Genomic DNA, 23,323 nt, shown 5'->3' with positions numbered 1-23,323 from the left:
CGGCCTCCCTGCCCTTTCGTTCCGGCGGCGCTTTGGCTAGAGTTCAGCCATGATTTCCGTAAGCGACCTCACACCGGCCGAACTTGCCGCCCTCCTGCATTTCCATGCGGATGCCGGCGTCGATTGGCTGCTGGAAGAGCAGCCTGTAGATCGGTTTGCCGAGTTCGAAGCCATGCGCGCCGCACGACGGGGATCGCAAGCCACACAGCCACGGGCGGAAAGTACGGCCCCCGCCGCAAGACCGCAGGCCGATCGCCGCCAGGCCGCAAAGCCGGCGGCTCCGCAGCCAGCGCCGCCACGCGCCGCTCCCGCCATCCCCGACGAACAAGCCGTGGAACAGGCCCGATTCGCTGCCGAAAGCGCGCGCTCGCTTGGTGAATTGAAAACCGCGATCGAAGCTTTCAATGGCTGCAACCTCAAGAACAGCGCCCGATCGACGATCTTTGCAAGCGGCACGCAGGAAGGCCGCATCATGGTGATCGGGCCGATGCCGAGCGCCGACGACGACCGCGAAGGCGCACCGTTTGCCGGCCGCGCGGGACAATTGCTCGACAGGATGCTGGCGGCCATCGGCCTCCGGCGTGACGAGATCCTGCTGACCAATGTCATTCCGTGGAGACCACCCGGCAACCGGGCTCCATCCCCGCCCGAAATCGAGATATGCCGTCCGTTCATAGAACGGCAGATCGCGCTTGCCGAACCCAAGGCCGTGCTGCTGCTCGGCAATTTCACCGCCCGGCACTTCTTCGGGGGTGCCGAAACCATTCACGGATTGCGCGGACAGTGGCGCGAAATCGACATTCTCGGCCGCACCGTGCCGGCCATGGCAAGCCTTCATCCGCAGGAACTGCTGACTGCCCCGATCAACAAGCGGTTGGCCTGGAACGATCTTTTAGCCTTCAAGAATTATATAACCGCCGAAATATTAGGCTGATTTTCATAGAAATTAATGAAAAATGACACTAGCCATGCATTTTTGGCATGTCAGTCTTCTTTTGATGTGCATTGCGAAATTCATGCTGCATTGCAATATATAGCAGTGTCTTGGGAGGAATCTCTAAAGGAACCAAGGCCATGACTGCACGTTTTCGTCCTATTCACTGCGGGTTTGATACCCTGCGCCGCGCCATCGAGCCATTGCGCGCTGCAAACGGACACCGCAACCTCGGCATCGCTGCCAACGAGCAGATGATCGCGCGAGGCACCGGCGTTTCAGCTCGCGTCGGCCGTCCGACGACCATCTTCGCCGACTTCCGCGCCTGCTGATACCGACAGGCGCGAAAGACGCGGCCGTCCAGTACAGCGTTTGATTATCAGGAATTATATCATGTCTTCGAGCTTGCGTTCCCTCATCGCCCTATTCGATTCCGTCGGCCATATCGGCTCTGCGGTACGGGCCGCCGAGGAATTCGAGCGCGCGCGCAATTTCCGCAAGGACGATTCCCGCGATACGAATGCTGCGAGGGTAACGGCAAGCATCCCCCTTTGAGACGTTGCGGCGCAATTGCGCCGCCCGTCATGTGCTTGCCGAAGACCGGGCGTAAACCCTGCCCTCCTTCGCGCACGGCTAGCTCGGACTGCCATGCGCCTCGGCGGACCGTGCCCAGGCAAAAGCCTCATCGACCGCCGCCAGCTTGACGGCCTGCCATCGACAATATTGATCGAGAAAATCACGCGAGACCCACATGCGGGTCTTCCTGGCTTCATCATGCCAGCCGATGTCTCCGCGTTCGGCAGACTTGCGCAGAAGGCGCTGTAAATGGGTTCGCGATATCATGAAATGCGCCGCGAGCATCCGCGCGTCAAAACGGCCGATATCGATTCGGTCGCGGCCCGCCCCGCCAAGATCGAGTTTCGACATGATATGATCGACAACGAGCCCGCCGGCCTCCGTCCAGAGGAAGAGGCCGACGCATTCGGGTGGATCGCGCCAGACGTCCGTTGCCAGGCAATTGCGCGCCATGCGCGGCTGCGCCAGATCCATCAGCCGCGGCGAAGCCGCGAGAGCATCGGCGCGGCCGCCGCCGTCGATCAGATCGATGGCAGCCAGATTGGCGAGATACCAGCCGAACATCGCCTCGGAGCTGATTTCGGTCGGCACGTAACGGCGCGGACGGCGCGCGGGCCCCGGCGCCAGCTCCAGGAAGCGATAGGTCAGCAGCTCCTCGATGAAGCTCAGGACCGTATTGCGGCTGGCGATACGATAACGGATGATGAGATCCCTCAACGCGACAACGGTCAACCCGGAGCCCGGCGCCGCCGGATCATATTCAAGATGAAGCGCGTAGGCCGTCTGCGTCATAAGCCAGCGCTGATGCGAGGCGAGCATGCGCGCTATCCTCGGACCATTATCGTACCGGGTACGCAACGATTCCGAAAGAAAGCGCAATGCCGTTACGAACTTGGGATGACGAGCAAGTTGCTCGATAGAAAAGCTCAATCGGGCCTCCTTGGGGTGCCCTTCTCAATCGATGACAAAGAAATGATGTTTCATTTTTGTGAACAAGTTCACCGGAATCGATCATAATTCCGAGACCTAATAGCATGCTATAGGTATACGAGGCGCTTATATCGCAAGAGGTTAAACAAATAATTTACTTTAAGTTCCCGTCTCCCCGTCCGAATAGCCTGCACTCAAGGAAGTGAAACAATGACGATCCGCTTGAACGCTATGGTAGCAACGGCAGCAGCTTTTTGCAAATACAGGCGGAAGACGATCGGACACCATTCGATATCCATGCAGGATCTGCATTCAACCTGAAACCGGGACGGACCGCCGGACGAATACTTGTTGTCCCCTATCAAAACATGTGGGTGCCATCACATGACTTTAACTTTGGTTCAGATTTCGATGTAATGATGCGGCACCTCAGTCCGGGGGGAGGCTTCGGACTGCACCCGCCATAGCTTAAGCCTGATCAGGATAGACCATGCGAACAGACACCGGCCAGATCGTATATCTGGCAGATTATCGTCCCACCGACTTCGTTCTGGAACGCGTGGACCTTACCTTCGACCTGCATCCGACAGAAACCAGGGTCGAGGCGCGGCTGATCTTTCATCGGCGCGAGGGCACCGACCCGAATGCGCCGCTCGTGCTCGACGGTAACGAACTGGCGCTGTCCGGATTGCTGCTGGATCAGGCCGAACTCCCCGCCGAACGATACGATGCCGCTCCCGAAAGCCTGACCGTTCGCGAACTTCCCGAAAGCGCGCCTTTCGAGTTGACGATCACGACCGTCATCAATCCCGAGGCCAACACGCAGCTGATGGGACTCTATCGCACCGGCGGCATCTACTGCACGCAGTGCGAGGCCGAAGGTTTCCGCCGTATCACCTATTTCCCCGACCGGCCGGATGTTCTCGCCCCCTACACGGTCAACATCATCGCCGACAGGCAATCCAATCCGCTGCTGCTGTCGAACGGCAATTTCCTCGGCGGCGCCGGCTATGGCGACGACAAGCATTTCGCCGCCTGGTTCGATCCGCACCCGAAGCCGAGCTACCTCTTCGCGCTCGTCGCCGGCGACCTCGGCGTGGTGGAAGATACGTTCACGACCATGTCGGGCCGCGAGGTCGCGCTGAAGATCTATGTCGAGCACGGCAAGGAGCCGCGTGCCACCTACGCCATGGATGCGCTGAAGCGTTCGATGAAGTGGGACGAAGAGCGTTTCGGCCGCGAATACGATCTCGACATCTTCATGATCGTCGCCGTGTCGGACTTCAACATGGGCGCCATGGAGAACAAAGGCCTCAACGTCTTCAACGACAAATATTTCCTGGCCGACCCGGAAACCGCGACCGACGCCGACTATGCCAATATCGAAGCCATCATCGCGCATGAGTATTTCCACAACTGGACGGGCAATCGCATCACCTGCCGCGACTGGTTCCAGCTTTGCCTCAAGGAAGGCCTGACCGTCTATCGCGATCATGAATTCTCCGCCGACCAGCGCTCGCGCCCGGTCAAGCGCATTGCCGAAGTCCGGCATCTGAAATCGGAGCAGTTTCCGGAGGACAGCGGCCCGCTGGCGCATCCCGTCCGCCCGACGAAATTCCGCGAAATCAATAACTTCTACACGACGACCGTCTATGAGAAGGGCAGCGAGGTCACGCGCATGATCGCGACCCTGCTCGGCCGCGATCTGTTCAAGAAAGGCATGGATCTCTATTTCGACCGGCACGATGGCCAGGCCGTCACGATCGAGGATTTCGTCAAATGCTTCGAGGATGTCAGCGGCCGCGATCTCACGCAGTTTTCGCTGTGGTATCATCAGGCCGGCACGCCTCTCGTGACCGCGTCCGGTGCCTATGACGCCGATGGCGGGACATTCACCTTGTCGCTCGAACAGATGGTGCCGGCAACGCCGGGCCAGATCGCCAAGGAGCCGATGCACATTCCGCTGCGCATGGGCCTGCTCGCCGAAGACGGCACTGCGATCACCCCGGCATCCGTGACCGGAGCGGAGCTCACCGACGATGTGCTGCACCTGACGAAGAAGGCGCAGACCGTGACCTTCCACGGCATTCCTTCCCGGCCGGTCCTGTCGCTCAACCGCAGTTTCTCGACACCGATCAACCTGCAATTCAGCCAGAGCGCACACGATCTGGCGCTGATCGCGCGCTATGAGACCGATCATTTCGCCCGCTGGCAAGCATTGATCGACCTCGGCCTGCCCAACCTGCTGCAGGCGGCGCGCGACGCACGCCAGGGCATCGATATCGGCTGCGATTCGACGTTCATCGATGCGCTGCTGGCCGCCGCGGCCGATGACGGCCTGGAGCCGGCATTCCGCGCCCAGGCGCTTGCCCTGCCGAGCGAATCCGATATCGGCCGCGAGCTCGGCGGCAATAACGATCCCGATGCCATCCATGTCGCACGCCAGACGATCATCCGGCGGATTGCGGAAGCCGGCAAGGATATATTCGCCGCGCTCTATGACGGCATGCGAACGCCCGGCCCCTTCACTCCGGATGCAGCCAGCGCCGGTCGCCGCGCATTGCGCAACGCCGCTCTCACCTATCTGTCGCAGCTCGACGAGACGCCGGCGAGAGCGAAGGCCGCCTATGACGCCGCAAACAACATGACCGATCTCAGCGCCGCGCTCACCATTCTGGCGCAGCGCTTTCCGGATACGGCGGAAACGGCGGCAGCGCTTGCGCATTTCCGCGACCGCTTCGCGGATAATGCGCTCGTCATCGACAAATGGTTTGCCATTCAGGCCGCAATTCCGGGCGCAGGCGCGCTGGAGCGTATTCGGCTGCTCATGGAAACGCCGCTGTTCAAGCGCACCAACCCGAACCGCGTACGGGCGCTTGTCGGCACCTTCGTCTTTGCGAATCCGACCGGCTTCGGCCGGGCCGACGGTGCCGGCTACCACTTCCTCGCCGACGAAATCCTCGAAATCGATCAGCGCAACCCGCAGCTCGCAGCGCGCATCCTGACGTCCATGCGCTCCTGGCGCCTGCTGGAACCGGTGCGTGCCGACCATGCGCGCTCGGCGCTGGTGCGGATCGAACGTTCGGCAAGCCTTTCGACCGACGTACGCGACATCGTCGACCGTATCCTGAAGGAGTGACGTCCAAGCTTCCGGGCTATCGATTTGCAGGGCCGATTTGCATCGGCCCTTTCACCTTCAGCGAGTCCCGAACATGCGCAACTTACCGCTGCGTGCATAAACTATGCTGAAATCGCAGATGGTTAAGAAAGTTTTACCTCACCCTCTGGACAAGCCGAATCGCGAATGATTCATTAAGGCAGATTCGGGCGAGCGGCGCAGCGAATCATACGAGGGACAAGGCTAAAGCGATGGTGGACGTGCGGCGGGCAACCGCGGCCGATGGACGGCTGCGTGTTAATTTCGACGGTCTGAAGTCCTGGCACAGCGGCGTTACCGATCGAACCGGCGTGCGGATGGAGACGATTTCGCGTCGCTTTCCGCAGACGGAGCATATTCTCAAGCGCATCATTCCGGTCCTCATCGTTTCCTTCCTGATGGTCGTCGCCGCCTCGCACTTCTTCGGCATGATGACGGAACACAGCCGCATGGCGGCTTCGGCCCGCCGCTCGACCTCGCTTTCCATCGCCGCGGCAGCCGCTGCTTTTTCCAACGACGCCAGCCTTTTCCAGGCCGGCGACCGCAGCGGCGCGGAGCGGAAGCTCGCCTCCTATCTGCCGCAGGATCGTCTGGACACGGGCGCTTTCGTGCTGCTCGTGCAGTCGAGCGGCCGGGTATTCGGCTCATCCGCCGCCGGCTCGGCCTATATCGGCATGCTGATCTCGGATTTCTTCCCCGAGGTGTCGGCCATCCGCAATTTCGGCGACCAGGCCGGCGTGATCGAAACCATGATCGGCGGCGAGCCCTATTATGCGGCGATTTCCCTGATCGGCGACAAGGGCGATTTCATCCTGTCGGCCGCATCGATGGACCAGATCGACAAGCTCTGGCGCGACGAGCTGACGCTCAACGTCACGCTCTTTGCCGGCATCTCCTCCATCCTGCTCGTCATTCTCTATGCCTATTACACGCAGGTAAAGCGGGCCCGGGACGCGGATGAAATCTTCCTCGAATCCAACCTGCGGGTCGAGACGGCGCTGTCTCGCGGCCGTTGCGGTCTCTGGGATTTCGATTTCACGAGCCGCAGGTTCTTCTGGTCGCGGTCGATGTATGACATGCTTGGCCTGCCGGCCGCCGACAGGCCGCTCGCCTTTACGGATGCGGCGCGGCTGATGCACCCCGACGACAACAGCCTGCACCTGCTTGCCCGTTCCGTCACTCGCGGCAACGCTGGCCAGGTGGACCAGATCCTGCGCATCCGCCATGCCAAGGGACACTATGTCTGGATGCGCGCCCGCGCCCAGGTCATCCGCACCCATTCGGGCCGCGTGCACATGATCGGCATCGCCATGGACGTGACCGAGCAGCATCGGCTGGCACAGCGCTACGCCGAGGCCGACCAGCGGCTGGCCGACGCCATCGAATGCACCTCGGAAGCTTTCGTGCTGTGGGACAAGAACGACCGTCTCGTCATGTGCAACGCGCATTTCCAGCAGGCTTACGGCTTGCCCGACACAGTGCTCGTGCCCGGCACCGAGCGCGCCGTCGTCAATGCGGCGGCGGCACGGCCGGTCATCGAACGGCGCATCGTCGATCCCGGCCGCTCCAACCATTCGCAGACGACGGAAGTACAGCTTGCCGACGAACGCTGGCTGCAGATCAACGAACGCCGCACCCGCGACGGCGGCCTCGTCTCCGTCGGCACCGACATCACGCAGCTGAAGCGCAACCAGGAGCGCCTTCGCGAGTCCGAGCGCCGGCTGATGGCGACGATCAACGATCTCTCCGCCTCGCGGCAGATCCTGGAACGGCAGAAGGCGGAGCTTTCCACCGCCAACACCAACTATCTTGCGGAAAAGGAACGCGCCGAGGCCGCCAACAAGGCGAAATCGGAATTTCTCGCCAACATGTCGCACGAGCTGCGCACGCCGCTCAACGCCATCCTCGGCTTCTCGGAAATCCTGCAGGACCAGATGTTCGGCCCGCTCGGCTCCGCCCGCTACAACGAATACGCCAAGGACATTCACGACAGCGGCAAGCATCTGCTCAACGTCATCAACGACATTCTCGATATGTCCAAGATCGAAGCGGGCCACATGAAGCTTTGCTGCGAGCGGATCAATCTGGCACCGCTGCTCGAAGAATGCCTGCGCTTCACCCGCATCCCGGCTGCACAGAAGAACATTCTCGTCGAACAGAATATCTGCTCCGACATCAAGCTCAGCGCCGACCGGCGGGCAATGAAGCAGATCGTGCTCAATCTGCTTTCCAACGCCGTGAAATTCACCAATGACGGCGGCCGTATCGAGGTTCGCACGCGCAGGGTCGAGGATGCGGTGATGCTCATCATCGCCGATACCGGCATCGGCATCCCGAAATCGGCGCTCAGCAAGATCGGTCAGCCCTTCGAACAGGTGCAGAGCCAATATGCCAAGAGCAAGGGCGGCTCCGGGCTGGGGCTTGCCATCTCGCGATCGCTGACGGCGCTGCATCAGGGCCGCATGCGCATCCGCTCCCGCGAGGGCATCGGCACGGTCATTGCGATCCGCATCCCGGATCAGCGCTGATCAGCTTCCAACCGTTATCTGGAATATCTTCCGCACCGCCTTCGACAATCGCTTCAACTCGGCCTCCAGCGTGCGGATATCCGGGCAGTCGCCGGCACGGCAGACCAGCTCGATCAGCCCTGAGGGCGCATTTTGCGGGTCGAACGGGCCGTCGATGCACAGCCGGATCAGTTGCGACAGCTCGGTGTAGAGATGCAGCGCCTCCAGGCAGACATCCAGGTCGTTGCGGCCCATCAGGCTAGCGCCGAGCAGTTTCAGCGCTTCCGCCGTGCTGAGCCCGTTCGCGTCGATGCCGACGCCGCGCTCCGGCGCGATCAGCCGCAGATATTGCGCGATAAACTCGATATCGATCAACCCGCCGGGGATCAGCTTCAGGTCCCAGATGTTTTCGGGCGGCTTTTCCTGCTCGATCAGCGCCCGCATTTCACGAACGTCCTTGGCGATCCTGGCAATGTCTCTCTTGGCCGAGAGCACCTCGCCGATGACGCGTTCGGCGTCGTTCACCAGTCCCTCGTCGCCGCCGATCAGCCGCGCCCGCGAGAGCGCCATGTGCTCCCAGGTCCAGGCTTCCGTGCGTTGATACTTCTCGAAAGCGTTGATGCGGGTGGCAACGGGTCCCTTGTTGCCTGAAGGGCGCAGGCGCATATCCACCTCGTAGAGGATACCTTCGGCCGTCGGCGCCGACAGGGCGGCGATCAGGCGCTGGGTAATCCGCGTGAAGTACCGCGTGGCGTCGAGCGGTTTCGGCCCATCGGATTCCCCGGCCGTGTCGTCGTAATCGTAGAGCAGGATGATATCGATGTCGGAGCCGGCCGTGAGCTCGAAGCTGCCGAGCTTGCCCATGCCGACGACGGCGACGCGGCCGCCGGGATATTCGCCATGCGCCGAACGGATTTCCTTCATCACCGCATCCAGCGCCGCCTCGACGATCAGATCGGCGAGATAGGTGAAGGCGCGCGCGGCCATCTGACCACCGATCGCGCCCGTCAGCAGGCGAATGCCGATCAGGAAGCGCTGTTCGGAGGCGAAGATGCGCAGCCGGTCCAGCACCTCTTCATAATGCCGCGCCGCCGCCAGGAAGCTCCTGATGCGCTCCGCCAGATAATCGCGTGTCGGCAGCTCGGCCATCAGACCCGGATCCAGCATGCCGTCGAAGACGTGCGGTTTGGCCGCGATGATCTCGGCAAGACGCGGCGCCGAAGACATGATGTTGACGATGAGGGAGAGCAATGCCGGATTCGTGCCGAGCAGCGAGAACAGCTGAATGCCCGCCGGCAAGCCGGAGATGAAGCTGTCGAAGCGCAACAGTGCCTCATCCGCCCGCTTGCTTTCGCCGAACACCCGCAACAGCTCGGGCGTCAGCTCCGTCAGCCGCTCGCGCGCCTCCACCGATTGCGTGGCGCGATATCGCCCGTAATGCCAGGTGCGGATCACGTTGGCGATGTCGGACGGTCTTTCGAAGCCGAGACGGCGCAGCGTCTCCAGCGTATCGGGATCGTCCCCCTGGCCGGTGAAGACCAGATTGCCCGTTTCGGACGACAGTTTCGTCTCCTGCTCGAACAGGCGCGCATAGCGCCGCTCGACGGTCTTCAGTGTCGTCACCAGCGCCTCGGAGAAGGACGATACGTCGGCAAAGCCCATCATGAAGGCGATGCGCCGGAGCTCCACATCCGTTTCCGGAAGCAGGTGCGTCTGTTCGTCGCGAACCATCTGGATGCGATGCTCGACATCGCGCAGGAACCAGTAGGCCGATGTCAGCTCGTCGCGTGTTTCCGCATCGATCCATTTCGCGTCCGTCAGCTCGGCCAGCGTTTGCTCCGTCGAGCGGTTGCGCAATGCCGGCATGCGACCGCCCGCGATCAGCTGCTGCGTCTGCACGAAGAATTCGATCTCGCGGATGCCGCCGCGGCCGAGCTTGACGTTATGGCCTTTGACCGCGATCGCACCATGTCCCTTGTGGGCATGGATCTGCCGCTTGATGGAATGGATATCCGCGATGGCGGCATAATCCAGATATTTGCGGAAGACGAAGGGCACGAGATCACGGATAAAGGCCTGGCCGGCATCGATGTCGCCGCCGACCGGCCGCGCCTTGATGAATGCGGCGCGCTCCCAGTTCTGCCCCCTGCCCTCGTAGTAGATCATCGCCGCATCGACCGGGATTGCCAGCGGCGTGGAGCCGGGATCGGGACGCAGGCGGAGATCGGTGCGGAAGACATAGCCATCCGCCGTGCGCTCCTGCAGGATGCGCACCAGCCGACGCATCAGCCGCGGGAAGATGTCGATGGCATCGTCGGGATCGGGAACGATGCCCGCCGTCTCGTCGAAGAAGACGACCAGATCGATGTCGGAGGAATAGTTCAACTCCTCGGCGCCGAGCTTGCCCATGCCGAGCACGATCAGCCCCGATTTCCGGCTCGGAGCGGCGGGATCGGCAACAGAGATCTTGCCGGCTTCGTGCGACGACAGCAGCAGATGATCTATCGCCGCGGAAATAGAGGCCTCCGCGAGCCTGCTCAGCCAACGGGTGGTCGCCTTGCCGTCATAGATGCGCGCGAGGTCGGCAAGCGCGATCAGAAAGGAGGCGCGGCGCTTGGCGATACGCAGACGGCTCATCACCTCGGACTCGGAAGGCGACGGGCCTCCCTCCTCAGCCGGCAGCCAGGCGCGCCGAGCCTCCTCGACCAGAGCTTCGATCCGGGGCGACAAGGGCTTCTCGATGGCGGCGACGAGCAGCGATGGTTCGAGATTGGCGATCTCGCGCAAATGCGGCGACAAGGTCAGCGCGGCGACAATGAAATCCCGCAGCGTGCTTTCGCCGGCAAGCAGGGCAGCGATGGCCGGCTCGGCGCCGCCGATCTGTTTCAGATCGGCGAGCGCGGACTTCGTCTCCGTCTGGTTCAGCGGCCGCAACCGCCCGGACGGAACATCCCGCAGCAAATCGCTTTGCGTCGTCGTCATGCAGTTCTCCCCAACAGCAAGCGGATAATGCAGGATTAACCTATTGTTTCTGCATGGGGAAGATCATGGTGACCGTTAATCCCTTGGCATCGGGGCTGCCGGGAGCCGTATCGGAAAGCTCCAGCCGGCCGCCGTGCAGCTCCATGACAGCCTCGACCAGCGCAAGACCGAGCCCGGTTCCCGGCTTGGAGCGGCTTTCATCCAGGCGGAAGAAGCGCTTGACGACATCGGTGCGTTGATGGGCAGGAATACCCGGCCCGTGGTCGGCGACGGCGAGCGTGACCGCATCATTCGTGCGTGCCAGCTTGAACGTTATCGCCTGCTTGCCATTGCAGCCCGCCGCGTATTTCAGGGCGTTGTCGATAAGGTTGAAAAGCGCCTGGCCGATCAGTTCGCGATTGCCCTGCACCTCGACCTCGGGTTCGATATCGGCGGTCAGCGTCAGGCCGGCCTCTTCGGCAACGGGCTCATAGAGCTCGGCCGTATCGGCAACGATGGAGGAGAGATCGACGGCAGTCATTTCGGCGGCCACCGATCCCGCCTCGACACGGGAAATCATCAAGAGCGCGTTGAAAGTACGGATCAGCTGATCGGATTCACCGATGATGCCCTCGAGCGCGGCGCGTCGGCCCTCGCTATCGGCATTGTCGAGCGCATCGGCGGCCTTGTTGCGCAGGCGCGTCAGCGGCGTCTTGAGGTCATGCGCAATATTGTCGGAGACCTGCCGCAAGCCCTCGTTCAGCTTTTCGATACGCTCCAGCATGGCATTCAACGATGCCGACATGCGGTCGAATTCGTCGCCGGAGCCGCCGACGGGCAGGCGTTGCGAGAGGTCGCCGGCCATGATCTTGCGGCTGGCATCCGTCATCCGGTCGATGCGCTTCAGCGCATTGCGGCCGATACCGAACCAGATGACCAGCGCGCCGAGGCCCATGATCGCCAGCGCCAGCATCAGCGCCTGGCGCACCAGCAAGCGGAACCGCTCCGGCTCGCCAAGGTCGCGGCCGATCAGGATGCGCAGGCCGTTATCGAGGATGAAGATGTTGGCGATCGCCAGATGCCGCCGCTCCGGATCGTTGGAAGCGTCCGTATAGCGCTCGTAGACGAAGGGCAACTCCGTCCAGCCGGCCTGGCCCAGCACGCCGGGCTGCACGGAAGCGACATTGCCGGCGAGGATATCGCCCGAGGGTCCGGCTATGACATAGAGATTGGCGCCGGGCTGGCGCGCGCGGCGCTCCATCGTACGCAGGAGCAGGTTCAGCCCGCCAATGTCATAGGCGCGCTTGACCTGATTGACTTCCTGCTGGACGGCGTCGCGGATCTGCCCCGTCAGCAGCCGCTCCGACATGGCGGTGACGTAGAAGACCAGCGTCGCGGCGCAAAGAGCAAAAAGGAGGATGTAGAGGGCGGAAAGGCGGACTGCGGTAGACTTGAAGAGGACGCGGAAGCGGCTCATCCCTCGTCCTTGATCATGTATCCGGCGCCGCGGATCGTCTTCAGCAGCGGCTGGCTGAAATCCTTCTCGATCTTGGAGCGCAGGCGCGAAACGTGGACGTCGATGACGTTCGTCTGCGGATCGAAATGATAATCCCAGACATTCTCCAGCAACATGGTGCGGGTGACGACCTGGCCGGCATTCTTCATCAGATATTCCAGCAGACGGAACTCGCGCGGCTGCAGCAGGATTTCCTTGCCGCCGCGGCGTACCTCATGCGAGAGCCGATCCAGCTCCAGATCACCGACGCGATAAAGGACGTCCTGTTCCGGCGTTCCCTTGCGGCGGCCGAGCACCTCGACGCGCGCCAGAAGCTCGCTGAAGGCATAGGGCTTCGGCAGATAGTCGTCGCCGCCGGCGCGCAGGCCCGTAACGCGATCGTCAACCTGGCCGAGCGCCGAAAGGATCAGGACCGGCGTGTGCACGCCCTTGCGGCGCAGCTCGCTGATGACGGAAAGGCCATCCCGGCGGGGCAGCATGCGGTCGATGATCGCGACATCGTAGGCGTTTTCCGTGGCCATGAAGAGACCGCTCTCCCCGTCGCTTGCGTGATCGGCAATGATGCCGGCCTCGCGAAACGCCTTGGTGAGATAAGCCGCCGCCTCGAGATCGTCTTCGATAATCAGAATCTTCATGTGGGCGACATTAGCTGCCGAGGGCGCCTCGGCACAACCAGAATCGGAAGAGTTCACGGCATGTTGGCCAGTGGTTGTCATCTTTCACCTGCCCTTGGAGCCAGTCATTGAATGTCTGTAAAAGGGGAAGCCGCGCAAGCCGTGGCCTGCGCGGCTTCCCAATGCAGTCCATCGGCCAAAAGGATCAGCCGGCGTTGATCGGCAGGGCGACGAAGCGGCTGCCGTCGTCGGACTGGATCTGGAACAGCGCGCGCGTGCGGCCGTCCTTCTTCGCCTGCTCGATGACCTTGACGATGTCGCTGGCGCTGGAGACCTGCTGATTGTTGACGGAGGTGATCTTCTCGCCTTCCTTCACGCCCTTGTCGGCCGCATCGGAATCAGGGTCCACGGCGGTGATCGCAACGCCCTTGCCATCGTCGGCGGGACCGACGGTGAGGCCAAGATCGGCCAGGGCTTTTTCCGAGGACGGCTGCTGGGGCTGGCTCGGCTGCGAGTCGTCGTTGGAAGCCTGGTTCTGATCCGCCGGCAGCGTGCCGAGCTCGACCGTGACCGACTGGGACTTGCCGCCGCGCCAGATCGAAACCTCGACCTTGGCGCCCGGCTGCATGGCGCCGATGCGGCGAGCGAGGTCGCGTGGATCCTTGACCGGGTCGCCATTGACCGCCGTCACGACGTCGCCGTTCTTGATGCCGGCCTTCTGGCCGGGCGAGCCGTCCTGCGGGGAAACGACCAGCGCGCCGCTCGCTTCAGAAAGACCGAGCGATTCGGCGATATCCTTGGTGACGGGCTGAATCTGTACGCCGAGCCAGCCGCGCGAGACGGTGCCGGTCTTGATCAGGTCGGTAACGACGTCCTTGGCGGTCGTCGCCGGGATTGCGAAGGCGATGCCGACGCTGCCTCCCGACTGCGAGAAGATGGCGGTGTTGATACCGACCACCTGGCCGTTGAGGTTGAAGGTCGGGCCGCCGGAATTACCCTTGTTCACAGGTGCGTCGATCTGGATGTAATCGTCGTAAGGACCGGAGTGAATGTCGCGGCCGCGGGCCGATACGATGCCTGCGGTGACGGTGCCGCCGAGGCCGAACGGGTTGCCGACGGCGACGACCCAGTCGCCGACACGGACCTTGGTATCGTCGGCCCAGCCGACATAGGTGAACTTCTTGCCCTTGGCATCGACCTTCAGGACGGCGAGATCGGTGCGAGAATCCTTGCCGACGAGCTTGGCGTCGAGCTCGGTGCCGTCATTGAGCACGACGACGAAAGCCGCGCCGTCGGAAACGACGTGGTTGTTGGTGACGATATAACCATCTTCCGACACGAAGAAGCCGGAGCCCTGCGCTACCGGACGCAGGCGACCCTTGCCGTCCTCGGAATTCTTCTGCTGGTTCTGGCCGCGCTGCGGACCACGCCCCTGCTGCTGCTCGAACTGGCGGAAGAACTTCTTCAGCGGATGATCGTCGGGAAGATCGTCGAAGCCACGGCCGAGACCGAAGGAATCGTCCTCATCGGCAGCGGCGTTCACGCGGGATTCGACGCGAACCGAGACGACCGCCGGCGATACGGCGTCGACCACATTGGCGAAGCTCGGAACTTGCGGCGCTTGAACATTGACGGCATCGGCATAGGAACGGCTGACTTCGGCCGGAACACCCATGGCCAGAGCAGCGACGGCAAGGCCTGCGACGGCTGAAGCCTTCATAGCGGTGCTGCGGGACAAGGTGTCCTTGATATTCCTGAACATATGCGAGTTACCTTCTCTTCTCTCGTCGGATTTGCGCCGGCGAAAACCGGCTATGGTTCGTGCTGGTAATGATATAGGGCGCGGCACCTTACAGCGAACTGTCCGCCCCATGAAAAATTCGTAATGTAAGGAAATCGTTGCAATGGCATGAAGGAAAATGACGGCCGCGTCACTTTCCCAGAATCTCGTTCAATTGCGCCTCTTCCTCGGCGCTCAGCGGTTTGCCGGTGGGCTTTCCGGCACGGCGGCGCGCGTAGACGACAAGGGCCAATCCGCCGATCACGAAGAGCGCGACCGGCGTACCCCAGAGTATGAGCGTCTTTTCGCCGAAGCGCGGTTTCAGGAGAACAAACTCGCCGTAACGGGACACGATATAGTCCAGCACCTGCTGGTCGGTATCGCCATCGGTTAGGCGCTTGCGCACGAGCAGGCGCAGATCGCGGGCGAGATCGGCATTGGAATCGTCGATGGACTGGTTCTGGCAGACCATGCAGCGCAGCTCGGCGGAAATTGCGCGCGCGCGCGCCTCCAGCGCGGGATCGGACAGCACCTCGTCGGGGTTGACGGCAAAGGCGGGTAGCGGCGCCAGGAGCGCGACAAGGCAGAGGCAAAGCCGGATCAGACCGCCTAATTGACGCCCGCTCATGAAGGGAATTGCCGGCCGGGCTCTTTTCATTCCGCCGGCTCCATTGCCGGGCGAGCCGGCTTCGCCTTGCGGCTCGGCGCGCCGACGCGCAGGCGGCGATCGCTGAGCGACACGAAGCCGCCGATCGCCATGACCAAGGCACCGCCCCATATGCAGAGGATGAAGGGCTTCCACCAGATACGCACGACCATGCCGCCATCCTTGCTGACGTCGCCGATCGATACGTAAAGCTGGCTGAGACCGAGCGTGAGAATGCCGGCCTCGGTGGTGGCCGTGCGGCTGGCGGTGAAGACGCGCTTGGACGACGATATGTCGGCGACGACAAGACCGCCGCGGCGCACCGTGAACCGGGCGCGGTCCTCCGTGAAATTGGGGCCGACGCCCGGCTGCATGCCCTCGAAGCGAAGGCTGTAGCCGCCGAGTTGCGCCGTCTCCCCCGGCTTCATGCTGGTAATGTTTTCGCCCTCGAACGTCGTCACCGCGATAATGCCGAGCACGGTGATGCCGAGGCCCGCATGCGCCAGCGCAGTGCCGAAGGCGGAACGCGGCAGGCCGCGCAGCCGGCGCCAGGAGACACCGGCCGCCACCTTGCCGACACCGGCCCGATACCAGAGATCGGCCAAGGCACCGAAGATCAGGAAGAAACCGGCGGCGAGACCGAGAATGGCAAGCACAGGGCCGCCATATCTGAGATAGAAGAGGACCAGCCCGGCGAGAAAGGCAAGGCCCGCCACCACGTAGAGCCGTTGCAATGCCCCGAGCAGATCGCCGCGCTTCCAGGCAAGCAGCGGACCGAACGGCACGGCGATGAGGATCGGCGCCATCAGCAGGCCGAACGTCATGTTGAAGAAGGGCGGACCGACGGAAATCTTGTCGCCGGTCAGGGTTTCAAGCGCCAGCGGATAAAGCGTGCCGGTGAGCACCGTGCCGCAGGCGACGGTGAGGATCAGGTTGTTCAGCACCAGCGATCCCTCGCGCGAGATCGGTGCGAACAATCCGCCCGCGGCAAGCCTGGGCGCGCGCAGGGCGAAAAGCGTCAGGGCGCCGCCGATGAAGAGCAGAAGAATGCAGAGAATGAAGATGCCGCGCGTCGGGTCGCTGGCGAAGGAATGCACGGAGGTCAGCACGCCGGAGCGGACGAGGAAGGTGCCGAGCAGCGACAGCGAGAAGGTGAGGATCGCCAGCAGCACCGTCCAGATTTTCAGGGCGTCGCGCTTTTCCATGACAAGCGCCGAATGCAGCAGCGCCGTGCCGGCAAGCCAGGGCATGAAGGAGGCGTTTTCCACCGGATCCCAGAACCACCAGCCGCCCCAGCCCAGCTCGTAATAGGCCCAGTACGAGCCCATGGCGATGCCGAGCGTCAGGAAGCTCCACGCAGCCAGCGTCCATGGGCGGACCCAGCGCGCCCAGGCGGCATCGATGCGCCCCTCCAGAAGTGCGGCGACGGCGAAGGAGAAGCAGATGGAAAAGCCGACATAGCCGAGATAGAGCAAAGGCGGATGGATCGCCAGGCCGATATCCTGCAGGACGGGATTAAGGTCCTTGCCCTCGGCCGGCGCCGGATCGAGGCGGATGAAGGGATTGGAGGTCAGCAGGATGAAGATCAAAAAGGCCGACGATATCCATGCCTGCACGGCCAGCACGTTCGCACGCAGCACATCGGGCAGATTGCGCCCGAACAGCGCGACGAGCGCGCTGAACAACACCAGGATCAACAGCCAGAGCATCATCGATCCCTCGTGATTGCCCCATACGCCGGAGATCTTGAAGATCAGCGGCATCAGCGAATGGGAATTGGCCCAGACGTTGAACACCGAGAAATCGGATGCGACATAGGCGTAGGTCAGCACGCCGAACGAGAAGGCGACGAGCAGGAACATGACGATCGCGCCCACCGGCGCGATATCCATCATCGAGACGTCGCCTCGCCGCGCGCCCACGGCAGGCAGAATGGAGACGATGAGCGCCGTTGCGAGCGCCAGCACCAGGGCATAGTGTCCGAGCTCGATGATCATTGGGTGGCCTCCTCGCCCTTCCACACGCCATCTGCCTTTAGCTTGTCGGCGACCTGCTTGGGCATGTAGCGCTCATCATGCTTGGCCAGCACGCTATCGGCAACGAAAACGTCGCTGCCCGGTTCGAACTTGCCTTCCGTCACCACGCCCTGCCCTTCGCGGAAGAGATCCGGCAGGATGCCATCATACCTCACCTTGATCGTATCGGTGCCGTCTGTGACGGAGAACTGGACCTGAGTGCCCTGGCCGCGCACGATCGAGCCTTCGCCGACGAGCCCGCCGAGCCGGATGAGAGTCCCGGCGCTTACCGGGGTCTTGGCAAGATCGGCCGGCATGTAGAAATAGGCGACCGACTGGCTGAAGGCGAACAGGACGAGCAGCACGGCGGCGGCGATGAACCCCATGCCGCCGGCGATGACGGCCAGACGTTTCTGCTTGCGGGTCATTGCTGCGTCACCTCCGTCGGCAGTCCCAATTCCTTCGCCAGCGCCAGAAGCTGCCGGCCCTCTCCTCCATCGGCGGGAAAGGCCGCAAGGCCGCGCTTCAGCGCATCCGCGGCACGATCCCTGTCGTTCAGCACGGCATAGGACCGGATGAGCCGCATCCAACCCTCGAAATTCCGCGGATCTTCCTTGAGCTTGGCATCGAGGCTTTCGACCATGCCGCGGATCATCTGCTGGCGGTCGCCGCTGCTGAGGGCGTTCGCGGCAGCGACGTCCCCGGCGGTCGGATTGCCGAGCGTATCGGCATTCGACGATGCCATGGGCTGGCCGCCATTCTTGACGATGTGCTCGTTGACGGCGGCAAGCCAGGGCGCATCCGGAGGCGATTGCTTCGCAAGCGCTTCGAAGGCGGTCTTCGCGTCGGCGGCCTTGCCTTCCTGCTCCAGAGCCAGAGCCAGGTAGAAAAGCGTGCGCGGATTGGCAGCGTCGAGCGCCAGCGACTGTTGCAGCACGCTTCGCGCTTCCGCAGTGACGATGCCATCCGCCTTGACGACAAGAACCTCGCCCAGGTCGCCGAGGCGGGCGGCATTCGGCCCCAGCAGGCGAATGACATTGCGATAGGCAAGTTCGGCGTCGCCGATACGGTTCGTCTTGAAGTAGATCGGTGCCAGGACTTCCCAGCCCTTGGCATCATCCGGATTCTTGGCCAGATGCTGCTCGATCTTGACAATCGAGATGGCAAGATCGTTTCCGGGTTTTTCGAGCCGCGCTTCCAACGGCTGCGACGGCAATCCGGGCTCGCCCTTGGCGAGATAAAGACAGAGGCCCACGGCCGGAAGCACGACGATGATGAAGGTCTGGGCAAAACGATAGCCGCCGCGCACGGACGATTTCGCATCGGCCTTATCGCTTTTGGCAGCCGCGATGAGACGCCGGCCGATTTCTGCTCGGGCATAGCCGGCCTCCTGCTCGGAGATCAGGCCGCCGGCGAGATCGCGATCCAATTCGCGCAGCTGATCGCGATAGACCTCGGCCTCTCCGGCACGACAGTCGTCCGCCTCCTTCGCACCACGCAGAAGAGGATAGAGCAGCACAGCGCCGACAACCGCCGTGAGAACGGCCACGAGAATCCAGAACAGCATACACGCCCAATACTTTAACGGGGCGCTTATTCCAACCGGGAAAGGCTCTCTGACGAAGATTTGAGGCGTTTGGCCGCGCCTTGCGGCGCGCGGAGCGACGGCGATTATGCGCTCCATCGAAACACCTGACCGCCGCGGGCCATCATTCTCCCGCAATTGCGGGCGGGAAACCGCTGCGCGCTTTCGGGGAATTGTTCTAGTTCAGCGGCGTCCAGGTGCCGTCATCATTGCGGCAGGCCGCACCCCTTGCCGTCGTCGGCTTATCGTCGACCGTGACGGTGTGGGTGTACTGCCGGCAATTTTGGGAACCGACCTGATAGGGTGCTGCGGCGATGACCTCGCCGCTTGCGTCTCTGCCCTTCCAGGCGACGGGCAGGCCGAGCGGCGAAGTTTCAAGCGCCCGGTATTCCGCTTCCAGCGCCCGCTGCTTGTCGCTATCGCTGAGCTTGATGCCGGTGCGCCCGACGATACCACCCTCAAGAGCGTCTATGAAGGTCGCGGAGGCCGGCGGCTTCGCCGAGGAAAACAGGCTCTTGCCGCTGCCCTTGTCGCTCGTTGTCGAGCAACCAGAAAGCGCAATTGCGGCAAAAAGAGAGGGAACGACCAGAAAAAAGGTACGAAGCTTCATACAACCGAACCAGTATCAACAAGCAAAACCATAGGTACTGCGATGCGGCATCATCATGACCCACAACGTCTTTTTGGCATCATGCGGTTCCTCACGCAACATCCTTCGTCAGACCCGGCAAAATTAGGCTCGCGCGAAGGCCGCCCCAGGCGCCCCGCGAAAGCTCGAAACGGCCCTGATACTCATTGGCGATCTCGCTGACGATCGACAGGCCGAGACCCGTGCCCGGCTTGCTTTCGTCCAGCCTGCGCCCGCGTTTCATGGCTTCGCGGATCTGGTCCGGTTCCAGGCCGGGACCATCGTCTTCAACCACCAGTTCCACCCAATGGCGCCGCGCAGGGTCGATGCCCTTGACCTCGGCCGGCGCCTCGCTTGCAACCACGCGTACCTTGTGCTCGGCGAAGCGGGCCGCGTTTTCGAGGAGGTTGCCGACGGTCTCCTCCAGATCCTGTTGCTCCATGGCAAGCGCCAGATTGGGCGAGACGGAGAGCTCGAATTCCTTGTCCGCATTCAGACGCCGCATGACGCGGACAAGCCGCTCGAGTGCCGGTTCGGCTTCGGTGCGGGCCAGCACGGATTCGCGCTGGGCGGCGATGCGGGCACGATTGAGATAGGATTGCACCTGCCCCTGCATCGCTTCGGCCTGATTCTTCACCAGATCGCCATGCGAGCGCTCCAACACCCGGGATTCGTTGAGCAGCACCGCGATCGGCGTCTTCAGGGAATGGGCGAGATTGCCGACCTGCATGCGCGCGCGCTCGACGATACGGCGGTTGCTTTCGATGAGCGCATTGACCTCGTTGGCGAGCGGCAGGATCTCGCGCGGGAAATCGCCCTGCAATCGCTCGCTCTCGCCGGCGCGGATGCGCTCCAGCGCGGCGCGGGCCTTGTCGAGCGGCTTCAGGCCGTAAAGAATGGCGAGCGCATTGACGATCAGGCTCCCGACGCCGAAACCGACGAGTGCGAAATAGAGGCTGTGGGAGAAATTGCGGACATCGTCTTCCACGACGGCGACGTTGCCGGTCACACGGAAGCGCGCGGCGCGGCCGTCTGTATCGAGCACCACCTCGGTCTCTGCCACCTGCACGCGGTTTCCGAAGGCGTCGGTGACGATGTAGTAGCGTTCGTAATTCTTGTCGAAGGGCGCTTCCAACACCGACAGCACCGGCAGGTTGGACGCCCCGAGCGACGGCGAGACCAGCGGCGTCGCCGTATAGGTGCCGAGCGGTTCCACCATCCAGTACCAGCCCGTCTTCGGCTGGGCGAAACGCAGGTCGCCGAGCTGTGGGCTGCCTGACAGAGCGCCCTGATCGCCGATCGTCACGGAGTTGATGACGTTGTAGAGCTGGGCGCGCAGCAAATCCTGAAAGCCGCGCTCGGCGCTCTTGCGGTAGATGTTGGAAATGACGAGGCCGATCACCACCAGCGCCACGGCGGACCAGAGTGTGGTCAACAGCAGGACGCGAGCGGTGAGTGACTTAATTCGCATTGGTCGGCGCTTGGATGCGATAGCCGAGACCGCGGACCGTTTCGATCAGGTCGACGCCCATCTTCTTGCGCAGTCGGCCGACGAAGACCTCGATCGTATTGGAATCGCGGTCGAAATCCTGATCGTACATATGCTCGACCAGCTCGGTGCGCGAGACGACCTCGCCCTTGTGATGCATGAGATAGGCGAGCAGGCGGTATTCGTGGGAGGTGAGCTTCAGCGGCTTGCCGTCGACGGTCGCCTTCGAGCTCTTGGTATCCAGCCGCACCGGGCCGCAGACGATCTCCGAAGAGGCATGGCCGGCAGCGCGACGGATCAGGGCGCGGATGCGCGCCAGCACTTCCTCGACATGGAAAGGCTTGGCGACGTAATCGTCCGCGCCGGCATCGATGCCGGCCACCTTGTCGCTCCAGCGGTCGCGGGCGGTCAGGATCAGCACCGGCACGCTGCGTCCGGCGCCGCGCCATTTCTCCAGAACCGTGATGCCGTCCATCTCCGGCAGGCCGATATCCAGGATGATCGCGTCATAGGGTTCGGTATCGCCGAGAAAATGGCCTTCCTCTCCGTCAAAGGCCGTGTCGACAACATAGCCGGCCTCCTTCAAGGCTTCGGCAAGCTGGCGATTCAGGTTGATATCGTCTTCGACTATGAGAATGCGCATATCTGGATCCAATGTCCCCGGTTCGAGAAACAGTACTGTAAATCGCGCTACAGTGGAATCACGAAAGAAATAAGATTTTGTGTGAGATTCAAGGCCTTAGAATGTCCGGTACAGGTTGGCGCCTCAAGGGCTCGCAAGTCACATCGGCACTTTCATCGTCACCTTGCGCGGGCGCTGTCCGTTGCCCTGGACGAGAACGGTGACGATGCAGCTGTCGCCGGACGGCTGCGCGGAAAGAAGCTGGCCGCCCGTCTTGGCGACGACTTCCGCCGCCGCCTCGCTGCAATCGCTGTTGGCGCGGGCCACGAGGGTCGACGTCGGCGCTGGCAACACAGCCGAGCCGGCCAGGACGAGGGCCGCTGCTGCTATGCTTGAAAATGAGGCCATGCTTCGACTTCCCACAGGGACGTTAACTTGGGCGATTATTTACCCAAACACGTCTGAATGGCAAATGAATGGGCTGTAATTTTCGGTCCGCAGGCCCGGCTGGAGGCTTGATTTACGACTTAACCATTTGAAATCATTATACGCGCAACAACACAGGCGCCCAAAAGGCAACCAGTCGGCGCTCCGTTGGCCGGCATGAATACAATCTATCGGCGATATGGCGAATCCCGCGCATATCCGGGTTCGCCGGGCATGCATGGAGCTTGCCGGCTCAATCATTTTTAATCATTCCTGCTTATCATCGGCCCATAGGCGCGACGTGACCCGTTGCACCGCCATCGGCCGATGCACCCGGCCCTGACGTGTCTTGTCATCGCAAGGCACGGGGTTTTCCTCAGTCCCTTGAATCGCTTGGCGCTGTTTCTTCGCAAGTTGAATCGGGCACTTCGAAAGTTGATTCAACAACTTCATATCGAGAGTCGGGGCGTCAACAATCCGATTGCGCGTACGCGCTCAATCCATTGAAACAACTGGAGACACGCCTAGTCCTGGCGCTTTCGGTTCAGAACGGCCGGCGAACAGCCGTCTCCGTTTCGTAGTCGGCGGCGATCCGCATTTCGCGCAGCGGCCGGACCCTTTCGATCGAACGCTGATAGTTCGGATGAGCCTTGTAGGCGGCGAGCGCTTCCTCGTCATCGAATTCACCATAAACGATCAGATCGACGTCCGTCCCGAGTTGATCGGTCTTCACATTCATGCCGATCTCCAGCAACCGCGCATGCGGAATGGCCGTGAGGATCGAGAGGCCGGAGCGAACCTCCTCCAGATTGGCGCGATCGGGGACGGTGAAGAAGACGATATGACGGATCACGCGACGGCTCCTTGTGCATATGCGAGGGCATGGCGCGATATCATGTGCGCAAGCTCAATTCAATGAACCGGCCATCTCGCCTGC

19 protein-coding genes are annotated in these 23,323 nt (G+C 62.3%); 5 read left to right on the top strand and 14 right to left on the bottom strand.

The genetic code is table 11. From position 1 onward, the window contains the following. Positions 1-49 precede the first annotated feature (49 nt). From ACJJVH_RS03325 to ACJJVH_RS03315, 3 genes are all read left to right on the top strand, one after another. The gene (locus ACJJVH_RS03325) at positions 50-934 is read left to right on the top strand and encodes a uracil-DNA glycosylase (protein WP_113370302.1); all 885 of its coding nucleotides are present in this window, start codon (positions 50-52) and stop codon (positions 932-934) included. 140 nt (positions 935-1,074) lie between these two features. After that, positions 1,075-1,266 carry a hypothetical protein gene (locus tag ACJJVH_RS03320; protein ID WP_112796964.1) on the top strand — a complete coding sequence of 64 codons (192 nt, stop codon included), beginning with the start codon at positions 1,075-1,077 and terminating at the stop codon, positions 1,264-1,266. Positions 1,267-1,327: 61 nt separating this feature from the next. Next, positions 1,328-1,489 carry a hypothetical protein gene (locus ACJJVH_RS03315; RefSeq protein ID WP_412064739.1) on the top strand — a complete coding sequence of 54 codons (162 nt, stop codon included), beginning with the start codon at positions 1,328-1,330 and terminating at the stop codon, positions 1,487-1,489. A gap of 78 nt (positions 1,490-1,567) precedes the next feature. On the opposite strand, the gene ACJJVH_RS03310 is transcribed toward ACJJVH_RS03315, so the two are convergent. Continuing rightward, positions 1,568-2,329 carry a hypothetical protein gene (locus ACJJVH_RS03310; RefSeq protein WP_412064738.1) on the bottom strand — a complete coding sequence of 254 codons (762 nt, stop codon included), beginning with the start codon at positions 2,327-2,329 and terminating at the stop codon, positions 1,568-1,570. A gap of 601 nt (positions 2,330-2,930) precedes the next feature. Here ACJJVH_RS03310 and pepN point away from each other — a divergent pair. Continuing rightward, on the top strand, positions 2,931-5,579 hold the full coding sequence (gene pepN, locus ACJJVH_RS03305) for an aminopeptidase N (protein ID WP_412064737.1): 2,649 nt from the start codon (positions 2,931-2,933) through the stop codon (positions 5,577-5,579). A gap of 230 nt (positions 5,580-5,809) precedes the next feature. After that, complete coding sequence (locus tag ACJJVH_RS03300) at positions 5,810-8,125, top strand: PAS domain-containing sensor histidine kinase (RefSeq protein ID WP_113391840.1); 2,316 nt, start codon at positions 5,810-5,812, stop codon at positions 8,123-8,125. On the opposite strand, the gene ACJJVH_RS03295 is transcribed toward ACJJVH_RS03300, so the two are convergent. The 13 genes from ACJJVH_RS03295 to ACJJVH_RS03235 form a co-directional block, all read right to left on the bottom strand. Beyond that, complete coding sequence (locus tag ACJJVH_RS03295) at positions 8,126-11,086, bottom strand: bifunctional [glutamine synthetase] adenylyltransferase/[glutamine synthetase]-adenylyl-L-tyrosine phosphorylase (RefSeq protein WP_412064736.1); 2,961 nt, start codon at positions 11,084-11,086, stop codon at positions 8,126-8,128. Between the two features lie 40 nt (positions 11,087-11,126). Continuing rightward, positions 11,127-12,542 carry an ATP-binding protein gene (locus ACJJVH_RS03290; protein WP_113370305.1) on the bottom strand — a complete coding sequence of 472 codons (1,416 nt, stop codon included), beginning with the start codon at positions 12,540-12,542 and terminating at the stop codon, positions 11,127-11,129. Next, positions 12,539-13,297, bottom strand: a complete 759-nt coding sequence (locus ACJJVH_RS03285; protein WP_112796955.1) for a response regulator transcription factor — start codon at positions 13,295-13,297, stop codon at positions 12,539-12,541. Before ACJJVH_RS03285 ends, ACJJVH_RS03290 begins: the two co-directional genes overlap by 4 nt. Before the next feature lie 103 nt (positions 13,298-13,400). Beyond that, positions 13,401-14,957 (bottom strand): Do family serine endopeptidase, encoded by a 1,557-nt coding sequence (locus ACJJVH_RS03280; RefSeq protein WP_112796953.1) that lies wholly within the window; start codon positions 14,955-14,957, stop codon positions 13,401-13,403. Positions 14,958-15,126: 169 nt separating this feature from the next. After that, complete coding sequence (locus ACJJVH_RS03275) at positions 15,127-15,633, bottom strand: cytochrome c-type biogenesis protein (RefSeq protein WP_412064735.1); 507 nt, start codon at positions 15,631-15,633, stop codon at positions 15,127-15,129. Then, the gene (locus ACJJVH_RS03270; protein ID WP_412064734.1) at positions 15,630-17,618 is read right to left on the bottom strand and encodes a heme lyase CcmF/NrfE family subunit; all 1,989 of its coding nucleotides are present in this window, start codon (positions 17,616-17,618) and stop codon (positions 15,630-15,632) included. Before ACJJVH_RS03270 ends, ACJJVH_RS03275 begins: the two co-directional genes overlap by 4 nt. Continuing rightward, positions 17,615-18,064, bottom strand: a complete 450-nt coding sequence (gene ccmE / locus ACJJVH_RS03265; RefSeq protein WP_112796950.1) for a cytochrome c maturation protein CcmE — start codon at positions 18,062-18,064, stop codon at positions 17,615-17,617. The genes ACJJVH_RS03270 and ccmE overlap by 4 nt, the downstream gene beginning before the upstream one ends. Next, positions 18,061-19,203 (bottom strand): c-type cytochrome biogenesis protein CcmI, encoded by a 1,143-nt coding sequence (gene ccmI / locus ACJJVH_RS03260; protein ID WP_113358180.1) that lies wholly within the window; start codon positions 19,201-19,203, stop codon positions 18,061-18,063. Before ccmI ends, ccmE begins: the two co-directional genes overlap by 4 nt. Positions 19,204-19,399: 196 nt before the next feature. Continuing rightward, positions 19,400-19,831 (bottom strand): hypothetical protein, encoded by a 432-nt coding sequence (locus tag ACJJVH_RS03255; protein ID WP_412064733.1) that lies wholly within the window; start codon positions 19,829-19,831, stop codon positions 19,400-19,402. Positions 19,832-19,922: 91 nt separating this feature from the next. Continuing rightward, entirely contained in the window at positions 19,923-21,320 is a 1,398-nt protein-coding gene (locus tag ACJJVH_RS03250) for a sensor histidine kinase (protein ID WP_112796945.1), read from the bottom strand. Continuing rightward, entirely contained in the window at positions 21,310-21,981 is a 672-nt protein-coding gene (locus tag ACJJVH_RS03245) for a response regulator transcription factor (protein WP_113385227.1), read from the bottom strand. The genes ACJJVH_RS03250 and ACJJVH_RS03245 overlap by 11 nt, the downstream gene beginning before the upstream one ends. Positions 21,982-22,119: 138 nt before the next feature. Then, on the bottom strand, positions 22,120-22,368 hold the full coding sequence (locus ACJJVH_RS03240; protein WP_112796943.1) for a hypothetical protein: 249 nt from the start codon (positions 22,366-22,368) through the stop codon (positions 22,120-22,122). Between the two features lie 562 nt (positions 22,369-22,930). Next, positions 22,931-23,239 (bottom strand): Dabb family protein, encoded by a 309-nt coding sequence (locus tag ACJJVH_RS03235; protein WP_412064732.1) that lies wholly within the window; start codon positions 23,237-23,239, stop codon positions 22,931-22,933. Between the last annotated feature and the right edge of the window lie 84 nt (positions 23,240-23,323).

Source organism: Rhizobium sp. SYY.PMSO, assembly GCF_046840415.1.
Classification (GTDB): Bacteria; Pseudomonadota; Alphaproteobacteria; order Rhizobiales; family Rhizobiaceae; genus Rhizobium.
The sequence above is the reverse complement of the archived record's forward strand: the minus strand, read 5'-3'. Positions and strand labels throughout refer to the sequence as shown.